Origin of the sequence: Cohnella massiliensis (assembly GCF_900169535.1) — a bacterium.
Classification (GTDB): domain Bacteria; phylum Bacillota; class Bacilli; order Paenibacillales; family Paenibacillaceae; genus Cohnella; species Cohnella algarum.
In genome coordinates this window covers 595,404-607,482 of record NZ_LT821258.1, presented here as the reverse complement: position 1 = coordinate 607,482, position 12,079 = coordinate 595,404, and the positions used below count along the sequence as shown (strand labels likewise).

The window sequence follows — 12,079 nt, the reverse complement described above, 5'->3', positions numbered from 1 at the left end:
CTCTTCCCGGCCAAGAGGAAATGTACCGCCGAAGGAAATCCCTCCCTTCCCGGCGAATAGTAACGGGAAAGCCCCGCGAGGCGAAGGAGGAGAACGAGGCGTGAAGCGAGAAATGACGATCGGCGTGCTGAAGCAGGAGATCATCAAAATTTACAACTCGATCAACCAGGATATTTTCGGAATCGGCATAAAATCCCAGAAAATCGACGTTTACGGCGATAAAGTGCTCATTTTCGCCACGCACAAACGGATCCCCGCGCTGAAAATACTGGACGACGATCATCGAAGCCTGACGGCCAACGTCGATATGCTCATCATGGAAATCAACAAAAACAGGCTGAAGGAACAATTGGAACAAAAGCTCGGCCTCGAAGTCGTCGCCGTCCTCAAGGACTACGATCCGAAGGCCGAGATTTCCGGAACGATTATCATTTTGAAGGATAAAATCGAGTAGCCGCCGCCGCACAAGCTTTACATGTCCCGGAGTGCGGGCGCCCCGGATCTAGGCTTCGCGGCCGTACGAGCGGCGGAGGCTAACTCGAAATTTCATCACAAAAACACGACACACATTCAACAAACCATGTAATATTAACGTAATATTAAACGAAATTTCTTACTATTTTTCCATCCTCTCTTGCCTAACCTCGATATTAGTGTTATATTAAATGACATAAGTCACCCTACGAACTACATAATGCCGTAACGCAAGCCATTGATTTGGCCTTCGGTATTAAGGTATCGAATCCTTCCGTATACATGAAGAGATTCGAAACCATGATCCCGAAGCCGAATTCGCGCAGGCAGGTTATGAGGAACTCGCGGCAGAGAGCCTTGAACCGCCAATTGTGACATATTGCGATCATGATTTCCGATGGTCGAGGTATGTTCATAATTGGCGGTTTTTTGTTTACCTGTCCGCATGAAAGCAGAGTTCGTCAACGAGAAGACGGCTTGGAAGGAGTGAGACCAGTTGCCGAAGCTCTCCCGTTCGGGAACCGATGTCGGACGAGTATTGGAGGCGCTCAATCAAATTTCGGGCGGAAGAATGGTGATGAACTGGGAGGAGATCGCGGCGGGCGGCAACCCGTACGTCGTCATGAAGACGTCCAATATCCCGGGAAAAAGCGTGATGGAAATTCCGGGCCTCGTATTCGGAGACAAGAAAAAGCCGGCCAGGCGAATCGGGATCGGCATGACGCTGACGGAGACGATGATCGAGCTGGCGTCCGGCATGAAGCTCGATTTGCTGGTCGTGCATCATCCCGTGGCGGATGCCGCGAGCTCGGGCGGCGTGCCGTTCGCGGACTATTTGCCGCTGTACGGCCTTGCGGTGATCGAAATGCACGAAGCGTTTCACGGCTTGCATCCTGGACTAACCTTTTTGCACGGCCACCATAAACTAATAACGGATACATCGTTCGGCGGGTTGCCCGGAAACGTGCTTCACAAGGGGATCGCCCTGGATGAAGTGCAAACGGCGGGCGATCTGCTGGACCGCATCGAGGCGGGAGCCGGCCGGGAGCTCGATATCGGCCTGCTCGAGGCGGAACGGGCGATCCGGGGCGAGCCCGCGCTGCAGGAAGCGACGATCGTCAATCCGGCGATGCTGCTAAGCGGAAGCCGGGAGCGCCCGGTCAAGCATATTTTGCACTTTTTTCCGCACACCGGTTTTTCGATGGCTCACCTGGAGGCGGCGCTGCGCATGTATCCGGAAACGGACACGATCATCGCGAGCATCAGCCGCGTGCGGGAGGATCATCCGTTCGTCGGCTTTGCCCGGGAAAGGGGGCTGAATTTCATCGTCGGCAATTCGCATTCCGTCGAAATTATGGAAAACGGTTTGCCGCTTGCCTACGCGCTCGAAATGCTGCTGCCCGACACGGAAATCTTTTTGCTGCGGGAACGGATAACGGCGGTGCCGCTGCGCGAGATCGGGCACGAAGGCATGGTTGCATACGGCAAAGAGATGGCGGGGACCTACCTGGTGTCCAAGCCGTCCCGAACCGTGTCAATATAAAAAGGATTTTCACGAAAACGGGAGGGGAAGAGATCAGATGAACATGAAAAAGATCGGTTTGCCGCTTATCGTCGCCCTTATGCTGATGGTTGCCGCCGCTTGCGGAAGCTCCAACGGAAACGGTTCCGGGGCGAGCGAAACCGCGAGTCCTTCGGCGCCGGAGTCGTCCTCCGCATCGCCGTCGCCGTCCGCCTCGCCAAGCGAATCCGCTTCTTCCGAACCGAAGGAAATCGTCACGATCAAGTTTTCCGAGGTCATTCGATCCATTTTTTACGCTCCGCATTACGTCGCCATGTCCCGGGGCTTTTTTGAAGAAGAGGGCCTTAACGTCGATATGAATACGGCGCAAGGCTCGGACAAGGGAGCGGCGGCGCTGATCGCCGGCACGGCCGACATTTCGCTCGTCGGTCCGGAAACCGCCATCTATATTTACAATCAAAAAGGCGACAAAACGCTCAAAATTTTTCACCAGCTGACGATGAAGGACGGTTCGTTCCTGCTTTCCCGCGAGCCGACGGACGCGTTCGACTGGAAAGACCTGTCGGGTAAAACGGTGCTCGGCTGGCGTCCCGGCAGCGCCCCGCAGATGGTCATGAACTCGACGCTCATTCAAAAAGGGATAACCGACGCGGAAGTCGTGACGAACATCGCTTCCCCCGCTTTGGCGGGCGCCTTTACGAGCGGCCAGGGCGATTATATCCAGCTGTTCGAACCGGTCGCCTCGACGCTCGTGCAGGAAGGCAAAGCCTACTACGCCGCTTCTCTTGGCGAAGCGTTCGGCGATTTCCCGGAGACTTCGTACGTCGCGACTTCGGATTATATCGCCGAGAACCCGGAAATCATCCAAAGCTTCGTGAACGCGGTCGCCAAAGGAACGCAGTGGCTGCAGACGGCTTCCGACGACGAAATCGCCGAAGCGCTCGCGCCGTTTTTCGAAGGAACGTCCAAGGAGCTGATCATCCAGTCGGTCACCCGTTATCAGGATCAAGGGACGTGGCCGGCGAAGCCCGAGCTTGCCGCGGAAGCGTTCGAGACGCTGCAATCCGTCCTTATCGAAAACGGCGTGCTGAAGGCCGAGGAGAAAATTTCCGACATGAGCGCGGTCGTCGACATGAGCTTCGTCGAAAAGATCGGAGGTGCGTGAGGCCGATGGCGCAAATCGAGCTGCGGGACGTGGGGCTGAGTTACTTTTCGCCGAAGCAGGAAACCGAAGCGCTGCGGGATGTCCAGGCGTCGATCGAGCAAGGGGAGTTCATCAGCATCGTCGGGCCGAGCGGGTGCGGGAAAAGCACCCTGCTCTCCCTTATCTCCGGCATGCAAAAGCCGACGAAGGGCAAAGTCGAAATCGACGGAAAGGAGGTGACCGGCACTTCTCCCAAGGTGGGGTACATGCTCCAGCACGACCACCTGTTCGAATGGCGGGACGTGCTGAGCAATCTGCTGGTCGGAGCCGAAATTCGCCGCATGAACAAAAAAAAGGCGAGGGAAAAGGCGCTGGAACTGCTGGAACGTTACGGTCTCGGCGGCTTCGCCCGCCACAATCCGACGCAGCTGTCGGGCGGCATGCGCCAGCGGGTCGCCCTGATCCGCACGCTTGTCGCCGAGCCGGACATTTTGCTGCTTGACGAGCCTTTTTCGGCGCTCGATTATCAGACCCGGCTGACGCTTGCCGACGACATTCACCGCATCATCAAAGATCAGGGAAAAACGGCGATTCTCGTCACGCACGACATTTCGGAAGCGATCAGCATGGCGGACCGCGTCATGGTGATGTCCAAGCGGCCGAGCACGATTTCGTCGATCTATCGCATCCGGTTCGAGGAGGGCGAACAGCTGTCCCCGTGGAAAAAGCGCGAAGCCGGCCGCTACAATCAGTATTTCAACGCCATATGGAGGGAGCTGGAAGGCCATGTCGTCACTGCCGGCTAGAGAATTGACCGTCTCCGCGGAGCCGGCGGCCCGGGCCGAACAAGCGGCTTCGCCCCAATACGTCCGCTATTTGCAAAAGCAGAGAAGGCGAAAATGGGCGATCGCTCTGTCCCGCCTGGCGGTGCTGGCCGTTTTTCTCGGCCTGTGGGAGGCTGCCGCGGCGCTGAAATGGGTCGACTCGATGCTGACCAGCCGCCCCTCGCAGCTTGTCTCATCGTTTCGGGAGCTGGCTTTCGACGGAAATCTGCTGCATCACGCCTGGGTGACGACGCTCGAAACGCTGATCGGCCTCGTCGTCTCGATGGCTGCCGGCACGCTGATCGCGATCCTGTTCTGGTGGTCGACCTACGCGTCCAAAGTGCTGGAGCCGTACATGGTCGTCCTGAACGCGCTCCCCAAAGTGGCGCTCGGCCCGATTTTCTACATCTGGCTCGGCGACCGCTACTCGGTGTACGGGATGGCGATCGCGATTTCGATTATCGTGACGATCATGATGATCGAGGCGGGCTTTAAGGAAATCAGCAAAACGAAGCTGAAGCTGATGGAATCGTTCGGCGCAAGCAAGCTGCAAATGCTGCGGATCGTGCTGCTGCCGGCCAGCGTCCCGAACTTGATCGCGACGATGAAGGTGAATGTCGGGCTGACGCTTGTCGGCGTCATCATGGGCGAATTTCTGTCGTCCAAAGCCGGGCTCGGCTATCTGATCATCTACGGCGGACAGGTGTTCCAAATGGATATGGTCATGGTCAGCATCGCGATGCTGGCGCTGCTTTCCATTTTATTGTACGGGGTCGTCACTTTGCTTGGGCATTTCGCGTTAAAACGAAACCACTTCGAAGGCTGAACGCATCTTGTCAACTCCCGCCGGACGGGCAGCGGCTTCGCTCCGGCGGACGTTTGCGGGAGAAAGACATAGGTTTTGGAAATCGTCCATATGATCAAGTAGAAGCATTCTTGGTATACAATGCGCCAAAAAGGAGGGTCGAGCTGAAAATGCCGTCCGCATACGAACTGACCCAAATGACTTGGCCGGAAGTCGAGCAGGCTCTGAAAACGGTCAAAATCGCGATCATCCCGCTCGGCGCGCACGAACAGCACGGTCCGCACCTGGCGGAAAGCTGCGATGCGGTGCTAGCCGAGGAGATGGGCAGGCGGCTGGCGGAGCGGCTGTATCCGGAGGCGATCGTGACGCCGACCGTCAATATGGGCGTTTCGCCGCACCATCTGCGCTTTCCGGGCACCCTTTCGCTGGAGCCCGCCACGCTGCTCGCGATTTTGCGCGACATGACCGCTTCGCTCAAGCGGCACGGCATTTGCAACGTGCTCGTGCTGAACTCGCACGGAGGCAATCAGGCGGCGCTCGCCGTCGCCTCCGACACGCTGCCGAGGGAGCTCGGCGTCAACTTTTACTATGCCAAAACGACCGCATCGGCCAAAGACGTCATGGAGCGGCGGATCGAATCGAAGCTGTACGGCCACAGCTGCGAAAGGGAAGTGTCCGAAGCGCTCTATTTGGCGCCGCATCTGGTAAGGCTGGACCGGCTCGCGAAGGGCGATATCCGGGAAGGGAAATGGCGGAAGCTCAGGCCGGGGAATCCGCTGCAAGGTTACTATTATTACGAGGAAATGACAGGCAACGGCTGCATCGGAGACGCGACCAAAGCAAGCCGCGAGCTCGGCGAGGAATTGGTGGAGACGGCGCTCGACCGGCTGGCGGAGGCCGTCCGGGACGTGCTTTAGCATGAAGCCCGCGCTGTTCCTTGCCGCCATCGGCGTCTACTTCGTTTCGGCCCTGCTCCCGGGAGAAGGGCTTGACCGGCTCGCGTCCGTGCTGAGCTTGCTGATCGTGCTTGCGGTTTTTCGGGCGGCGACAGGCTTTGTCCGGACGATCGGCTCCGCGTTTCTGGCCGTCGGCTTGGCGCTGCTGCTGGCAAACCGGGCTTCCGTGCCGGACGCGATATTCAGCTTCGGCTATATGATGAACGTGCTGGGCCTGTTCGCTCTTCTGCCGCTTGTCGCGATCCCGATCGAGCTCGGGCGGTATGCGATCCGGGTGCAAGCGATGATCCGGAGACGAGTCCGCCATTCGGGGACGCTGTACGCGATCACGTCTTCCTTGTCGTATATGTTTTGCGCGTTCATGAATTTGGCCGCGCTGCCGATGGTTCACCAGACGATCCGGCCGTCGCTTGACGCGTATCCGATCGAGGAGCGGGACCGGTTCATCAGCCGGGCCATTACGCACGGCTACAGCCTGCCGGTGCTCTGGTCTCCGATCGCCCCGATCATGGGCATCGTCGTCGAGATGACGGGCGTGCGCTGGGGGGCGATATTGCCGATCGTCATCCCGCTCAGCATGCTGGGCCTTGCGCTCGATTGCGGCATGGGCATGTGGATCGCGAAGCGCCGGGCGAGAAGCCGGAAGGAGCGGGAGGCCGGAACGCCGCGCGGAACCGGGGCAGCCGAACTCGCGGCCGCCGCCGAGCCGCCGGAAGACGGGGACGATTTGGCGAACGGGCGGGAAGCGGGAAAGGCCGCGGGAGAGTCGCCGTCGAATCGGGAGGCGGCCGCGGGATCGGCATCAAGGGCCGCTTGGGCGCTGCCGGACCCGTCCTTCGGTGCGAAAGGCGGAGAAATGCCAAGAAACCCGCTGCAAATCGTATTCGCCATCGTGGCGTTCAACGCGCTTGTCGCGCTGCTGGAGCGAATGACGCAAGCCGGATTTCTTTTGCTGGTGTCGCTATCGGTCGTTCCGTTTGCTTTTGTTTGGTCGGCGCTGCTCGGCAAGGGGAGGTTGTTTCTGAAGGCGGCGGGAGAGAAGCTGCCCGGGCATCTGCTTCGGATGCAGGATTCGTTTTTCGTCTACTTGAGCGCCGGATTCATGATTGCCGCGCTGCAGAGCACGGGAGCGGGGCACGGATTGAACCGGGGCCTTACGCTGCTCAAGGAGGCGATCGGCTCCGAGCCGTTTCTCCTTTTGATCCCGCTCATCCCGTTCCTTCTGGCGTTCGCGGGTCTCCACCCGGCGGTCGGCCTCGCGCTTGCGGCGGAATCGCTCGATCCGGCCGTTCTGGGCCTGTCTCCGGAGCTGACGGCGATCGCCATGCTGACCGGGGCGTCTGCGGCGTTTTTGATGGGACCCTACAACGCGACCGCCGGCATGATGGCGGGGCTGGTCAACCGCAGTCCGTACCGGGTGTCCAACTGGAACGCCCCGTACACGGCCGCTTATTTGGGGTTATCGATGACGGTGTTGATCTTTTTGCACGAGGTCGGAGGGCGGCTTTAGGACAAGCTTGGTCTTTCGATCGTCATGCAACTTAAATAGTCGAGAGGAGATGCTGGATATGTCGACCGTACTGACGAAACCCGAATTCATGAACAAAGAGGACTTCCGCGCCGCGCTGGAAAAAGCGATCGAGGGCAACGCCGTCGCCAAGGCGCCGTTTACGACGATGTGGGCGAACGGGGAGCTGACGAAGGAGCATTTCGCCCGTTGGGTGGAGCAGCACTACGCGTACGTCGGGCCGTTCGCCGAGTATTTGGCCTATGTGTACGCGAATTGCCCGCACGAGGACGCCCGCGACTTCCTGCTGCAAAACATGTGGGAAGAAGAATTGGGCGGCGATCGTCACACGGAGCTGCTGATCCGGTTCGGCGAGGCATGCGGCACGACCCGCGAGCGTATCGTTTCCATGAAGGAGCTGCTGCCGGAAACGATCGGCCTGCAATCGTGGTGCTACCGGATGGCGATGCGGGAAAATTTCCTGTATGCCACGGCCGCCCTCGTCGTCGGGCTGGAATCGCAGGTTCCGTCCATTTACCGCCGGCAAACGCCGACCCTCCGCGAAAAATACGGCTTTACGGACGAGGAGGTGGAATTTTTCGATCTGCACATCGTGTCCGACGAAATTCACGGCGAACGCGGCTATCAAATCGTGCTCGAATACGCGCGGACGGCCGAGGAGCAGCAGCGCTGCATCCGGATCGTCGAAGAAGCGACGAAGATGCGCCGGATGTACCTGGCCGGCATTTCCCGCGAATTTCTCGGCGCGTGAAGGGATGCGATCGATGCGGCGGATGAAAATCGCCGTTTTCGCCGCGGCATCGGCAGCGTGGGTTTGGAGCCGAATAAGGGCGTCGATGCCCGAAATCGAGAAAACGCGAATCGAAAGGAGTGCGTTATGGCAGTCGAAACGGCGATCCGAACGTACAGAAATTTGATCGGCGGCGAATGGACCGAATCGGCAAGCGGCCGCACGTTTGAAAGCGCGAATCCCGCGAGGCGCTCCGATATCGTCGGCCGCTTTCAGGCGTCCGTCGCGGCCGACGTCGAGCAGGCGATCGCGGCGGCCGACAAGGCGTTCCCGGCATGGAAGGCGACGCCGCCGGGCAAGCGGGCCGAGCTGCTGTACAAAGCGGCCGATTTGCTCGAAGCCGATGCGGCGAAAATCGCGGAGGAAATCACGCGCGAGGAGGGCAAGCCGCTTGCCGCCGCCAAGGCGGAAGCGAAGCGGTCGGCGCAGACGCTGCGCTACTACGCTTTCGAGGGGCTGAACATCGCGGGAGCGACGCTGGCCTCCGATGACCCGACGACGTTCGTCTATACGAAAAAAGAACCGCTCGGCGTCGTCTCGGTCATTACGCCCTGGAACTTTCCGCTAAGCATTCCGGCCCGCAAGATCGCCCCGGCGCTCGCCGCGGGCAACACGGTCGTCTTCAAGCCGGCGTCGGACACGCCGCTCGTCGCGCTGCGCCTTGCCGAAGCGCTGCATGCCGCCGGTCTGCCGCCGGGCGTGCTCAACTTCGTCACCGGCCCGGCGTCGGCGACGGGAGCGACGCTCGTCTCGCATCCCGCCGTCAAGGCGGTGACGTTCACCGGCTCGACCGCCTCGGGGGAGAGCATCCGGCGCAGCGCGAGGCTGTCGACGCGCCTGCAAATGGAGCTCGGCGGCAAAAATCCGCTGCTCGTGCTCGAAGACGCCGACATCGGGCATGCGGTCGAGCTTGCGATCAAAGGCGGGTTCGAGCTGACCGGGCAGGCGTGCACCGGCACGAGCCGGATCATCGTCATGGAGCGGGTGCATGACGAGTTCGTCGAGCGGCTCGTCGAGGCGGCGAAAGCGCTCGTCGTCGGCAGCGGCCTGGCGGCCGGCGCGGATATCGGACCGCTGGCCAACGAAAGCCAGCTCCGCAACGTGCTGGACTACATCGAAATCGGGAAAGCCGAGGGGGCGAGGCTTGCTTTCGGCGGCGAATGGCTGCGGGAGGGAGAGTACGCCGAAGGCTATTACGTGCGTCCGGCGATCTTCGCCGGAGCGAAGCCGGAGATGCGAATCGCCCGCGAGGAAATTTTCGGCCCGGTTCTCGCGGTCCTGAAAGCAAAATGCTTCAAGGAGGCGGTTCGGATCGCCAACGACGCCGAGTACGGCTTGTCGGCTTCGATCGTCACGTCCGATTACAACCGGATGCAGTATTTTATCGACCATATCCAGTCGGGGGTGGTCAAGGTGAACCGGACGACGACCGGCAACGCGATCAACGCCCCGTTCGGCGGCGTGAAGCTGTCGAGCACGGCGACATTCCGCGAATCCGGGAGAGACGCGCTCGATTTTTACACCTGTTCGAAGACCGTATACCACGGCGTTCAGGAGCTGAAATTTTGCTGCGGCAAGTAAGGGACGGTCGCGGAAGGAAACGGCGAGGAGGGCGGCAAAAATGAAATCGGCGCTCAAGCTGGAGCTTGAGGAAGCGAAAATCATGGTGGAAGCGGCGAAAAAGGCGGCGGCCGGCGCGAACGCGCTGCAGTCGATCTGCATCGTCGACGAGGGCGGATACGTCATCGCGTTGGAAAGGATGAACGGAGCGCGCATTACCGGTCCGGAAATCGCCATCGCCAAAGCGTTCACGGCGAGCGGGCACAAACGCTCAACCCATCTGTTCACTCGGCCGGGGGGACCGGCGACCGTGACGGGGGAAGCGTTCGGGATCCATGCGATGATGCCCGGGAAATTCGCGATTTTCGTCGGTGGGTTCCCGATCGTCGTCAACGGGGAGGTGATCGGCGGCGTCGGCGTCAGCGGCGGAAACGGGGAGCAGGATATTGCCGTCGGCACGGCCGCGCTTGCCGCGCTGCAAGCGCATTTGGGTCCCGATTACGAAGTGCGGGTCGAGGCCGACATCAAGCTGTAATCCGGGCAAAGGAGGAACGCATTCGGTTGAAGCGGCCGCATGAATGGGCTACACTGGGGAAAACAGCATGCGGAGGTATACCAGATGCCAGATGCGCCGCTCGTATGGAAAGAAGAAGAATTGAGCCCGATCCGGGACAAAGTTTACGAATATATCAAGCAATCCATCGTCGCGGGCGTTTACAAGTCGGGCGACCGCATCGTCGAGCGCGAGCTTGCCGACCAGCTGAACGTCAGCCGCACGCCGATCCGGGAGGCGCTGTTTCGCCTGGAAACGCAAGGCTTCGTCAAAACGCTGCCGCGCAAGGGCGTCGTCGTTTCTTCGCTGTCGCCGGAGGAAATCGTCGAGATTTTTACGATATTATCCGCGCTCGAAGGCCTGGCGATGAAGCAGGCCGCGCAGAAGGCCGACGCCGCGCAGCGGGAGGAAATGAGCCGCATTCTCGAGGAAATCGAGCAGGCGCTGGCGGCGCCGGACAACGATTTCGAAAAGGAGCGGTGGAAGTTCCATTTTGCCATCAACGACGTCGTTTGCCGCGCCGCCAAAAGCCCGCGCCTGGCCGCGATGCTGGACGATCTGTCCGACTATATCCGCTCGTTCGTCCAGGTGGGGTACGATCTCCCCGGCCGCCAGCGCAAGGCGACCGAGGAGCATCGGGATTTGATCCGGGCGGTGCGGGACGGAGAGGCCGATCTGGCGGAAACGTACATCAAAGTTCATCTGGAAAACGCCAAAAAGGCGTATTTGGAGGCCCTCGGCAAAACCGCGGGATAGGATGAGTTGGAGGTTGCTTTATGCCTGCGATTACCCTGCATCACAACGGACGGATTTATCGGCAGGAGGTCGAGCCGAACAGCAACCTGGTCGTACTGGCCGGAATACGCAAATTTCCGAACTTGAAATACGGCTGCGGGATGGGCAAGTGCACGAAGTGCGCGGTCCGGGTCCTGTCGGGAGCGGAGGGACTTCCGGAGCCGAATTGGAAAGAAACCAAAATGCTCGGCGACAGGCTAGCGGGCGGATACCGCCTTGCCTGCCAGCTTTTTATCGCGCACGATCTGGAAATAAGCCAGGATTGAACGCGGCCACGAACGGAGGGCATTCGCAAAATGAGCCAATATGTCATGCTTTCGACGACGGAACGCTATCGCACGGTTACCGAAAACCCATGTCTCGAGAAGGTGGCGGACTACGAGTATTACTTTTTCGGCAAGAAGAAGACGACCTTCTCCGTCTGCAAAATCAAAAACCCGGACGCCCGCATCGTCATCCAGGGGGTTGCGGAAGTGTTTCCGGACAACAGCATCCCGCTCAAGGTGTTCCCGAAATTCGAAACGACGGCCGAGATCGAAAAGGAAATCTACGAGCTCGATATCGACGAAGAGAGCAAAATCGTCAAAGTGGGCTGAGGCGTTTGCCGCAACATTCGGTTCGGCGACGGCGAGGGACAAACGATGAACCGGCTGCCGAGGACGACAGCCGGTTCGTTTGTTGGAGGAAGGAGGCTTCGCTACTGCGCCGCCTGAATGCGCCGCTGGGCGATTTTGTTCAGCCGTTCGAGGTCTTCGTCGCCCCACGCGATCGTCACGTCGCCGCTGACGAACGTCTGACAGGCGAGCCGGTAGCCTTGTTCGAGCCATTCCGGACCGAGCCGGTCGACTTCCTTCTTCATCGTTTTGGACAGAAACTCGAACCCGTCGACGATGCGCACCTTGCAGGTGCCGCAGATGCCCCCTCCGCATTTGTAAGGGACGGAGCCCTCGTAGCGGATGGACGTTCGGAGCAGGTTGGCGTCTTGGGCGACTTCGATCGATTTGCCGGAAGTTTGGAAAGTGACGGTCGGCATGCGGAATCCCTCCTTATGGGTATATGCCCAGTTTACCACAAATCAATGGCATTTGGTATACCAAATACAATTTGCGTGATAGGATGCAGCTATCG

General features: G+C 59.7%; 14 protein-coding genes. 13 read left to right on the top strand and 1 reads right to left on the bottom strand.

What is annotated here, in order from left to right:
* Positions 1-100: 100 nt before the first annotated feature.
* The 13 genes from B7E11_RS12420 (at position 101) to B7E11_RS12360 (ending at position 11,547) form a co-directional block, all read left to right on the top strand.
* The gene (locus B7E11_RS12420; protein ID WP_245809693.1) at positions 101-454 is read left to right on the top strand and encodes a Na-translocating system protein MpsC family protein; all 354 of its coding nucleotides are present in this window, start codon (positions 101-103) and stop codon (positions 452-454) included.
* Between the two features lie 516 nt (positions 455-970).
* The gene (locus B7E11_RS12415; protein WP_080834770.1) at positions 971-2,017 is read left to right on the top strand and encodes a Nif3-like dinuclear metal center hexameric protein; all 1,047 of its coding nucleotides are present in this window, start codon (positions 971-973) and stop codon (positions 2,015-2,017) included.
* Between the two features lie 37 nt (positions 2,018-2,054).
* Positions 2,055-3,161 carry an ABC transporter substrate-binding protein gene (locus tag B7E11_RS12410; protein WP_245809692.1) on the top strand — a complete coding sequence of 369 codons (1,107 nt, stop codon included), beginning with the start codon at positions 2,055-2,057 and terminating at the stop codon, positions 3,159-3,161.
* Between the two features lie 5 nt (positions 3,162-3,166).
* Positions 3,167-3,946: an ABC transporter ATP-binding protein gene (locus tag B7E11_RS12405; RefSeq protein WP_080834769.1), complete on the top strand. Its 780-nt coding sequence runs from the start codon at positions 3,167-3,169 to the stop codon at positions 3,944-3,946.
* A complete protein-coding gene (locus tag B7E11_RS12400) occupies positions 3,927-4,790 on the top strand; it encodes an ABC transporter permease (RefSeq protein ID WP_080834766.1) in 864 nt (287 codons plus the stop codon). The genes B7E11_RS12405 and B7E11_RS12400 overlap by 20 nt, the downstream gene beginning before the upstream one ends.
* Before the next feature lie 149 nt (positions 4,791-4,939).
* Complete coding sequence (locus B7E11_RS12395) at positions 4,940-5,686, top strand: creatininase family protein (protein ID WP_080834765.1); 747 nt, start codon at positions 4,940-4,942, stop codon at positions 5,684-5,686.
* A 1-nt stretch (position 5,687) separates the two neighbouring features.
* Positions 5,688-7,235 carry a hypothetical protein gene (locus tag B7E11_RS12390; protein ID WP_080834763.1) on the top strand — a complete coding sequence of 516 codons (1,548 nt, stop codon included), beginning with the start codon at positions 5,688-5,690 and terminating at the stop codon, positions 7,233-7,235.
* A gap of 58 nt (positions 7,236-7,293) precedes the next feature.
* Positions 7,294-8,004 (top strand): iron-containing redox enzyme family protein, encoded by a 711-nt coding sequence (locus tag B7E11_RS12385; RefSeq protein WP_080834761.1) that lies wholly within the window; start codon positions 7,294-7,296, stop codon positions 8,002-8,004.
* A gap of 126 nt (positions 8,005-8,130) precedes the next feature.
* On the top strand, positions 8,131-9,624 hold the full coding sequence (locus B7E11_RS12380; RefSeq protein WP_080834759.1) for an aldehyde dehydrogenase family protein: 1,494 nt from the start codon (positions 8,131-8,133) through the stop codon (positions 9,622-9,624).
* Between the two features lie 40 nt (positions 9,625-9,664).
* Entirely contained in the window at positions 9,665-10,138 is a 474-nt protein-coding gene (locus tag B7E11_RS12375) for a GlcG/HbpS family heme-binding protein (protein ID WP_080834757.1), read from the top strand.
* An 84-nt stretch (positions 10,139-10,222) separates the two neighbouring features.
* Complete coding sequence (locus tag B7E11_RS12370) at positions 10,223-10,912, top strand: GntR family transcriptional regulator (protein WP_080834755.1); 690 nt, start codon at positions 10,223-10,225, stop codon at positions 10,910-10,912.
* Between the two features lie 20 nt (positions 10,913-10,932).
* Entirely contained in the window at positions 10,933-11,217 is a 285-nt protein-coding gene (locus B7E11_RS12365) for a 2Fe-2S iron-sulfur cluster-binding protein (RefSeq protein ID WP_080834754.1), read from the top strand.
* 30 nt (positions 11,218-11,247) lie between these two features.
* Positions 11,248-11,547, top strand: a complete 300-nt coding sequence (locus B7E11_RS12360) for a hypothetical protein (RefSeq protein WP_080834752.1) — start codon at positions 11,248-11,250, stop codon at positions 11,545-11,547.
* A gap of 101 nt (positions 11,548-11,648) precedes the next feature.
* Here B7E11_RS12360 and B7E11_RS12355 read toward each other — a convergent pair whose 3' ends face one another.
* Entirely contained in the window at positions 11,649-11,984 is a 336-nt protein-coding gene (locus B7E11_RS12355; RefSeq protein ID WP_080834751.1) for a 2Fe-2S iron-sulfur cluster-binding protein, read from the bottom strand.
* Positions 11,985-12,079: the final 95 nt, after the last annotated feature.

Bases quoted from the DNA above. Each gene is read 5' to 3' on its own strand.
- B7E11_RS12395 (WP_080834765.1), top strand. From the start codon at position 4,940: ATGCCGTCCGCATACGAACTGACCCAAATGACTTGGCCGGAAGTCGAG.
- B7E11_RS12380 (WP_080834759.1), top strand. From the start codon at position 8,131: ATGGCAGTCGAAACGGCGATCCGAACGTACAGAAATTTGATCGGCGGC.
- B7E11_RS12390 (WP_080834763.1), top strand. From the start codon at position 5,688: ATGAAGCCCGCGCTGTTCCTTGCCGCCATCGGCGTCTACTTCGTTTCG.
- B7E11_RS12360 (WP_080834752.1), top strand. From the start codon at position 11,248: ATGAGCCAATATGTCATGCTTTCGACGACGGAACGCTATCGCACGGTT.
- B7E11_RS12410 (WP_245809692.1), top strand. From the start codon at position 2,055: ATGAACATGAAAAAGATCGGTTTGCCGCTTATCGTCGCCCTTATGCTG.
- B7E11_RS12400 (WP_080834766.1), top strand. From the start codon at position 3,927: ATGTCGTCACTGCCGGCTAGAGAATTGACCGTCTCCGCGGAGCCGGCG.
- B7E11_RS12385 (WP_080834761.1), top strand. From the start codon at position 7,294: ATGTCGACCGTACTGACGAAACCCGAATTCATGAACAAAGAGGACTTC.
- B7E11_RS12365 (WP_080834754.1), top strand. From the start codon at position 10,933: ATGCCTGCGATTACCCTGCATCACAACGGACGGATTTATCGGCAGGAG.
- B7E11_RS12375 (WP_080834757.1), top strand. From the start codon at position 9,665: ATGAAATCGGCGCTCAAGCTGGAGCTTGAGGAAGCGAAAATCATGGTG.
- B7E11_RS12355 (WP_080834751.1), bottom strand. From the start codon at position 11,984: ATGCCGACCGTCACTTTCCAAACTTCCGGCAAATCGATCGAAGTCGCC.
- B7E11_RS12405 (WP_080834769.1), top strand. From the start codon at position 3,167: ATGGCGCAAATCGAGCTGCGGGACGTGGGGCTGAGTTACTTTTCGCCG.
- B7E11_RS12370 (WP_080834755.1), top strand. From the start codon at position 10,223: ATGCCAGATGCGCCGCTCGTATGGAAAGAAGAAGAATTGAGCCCGATC.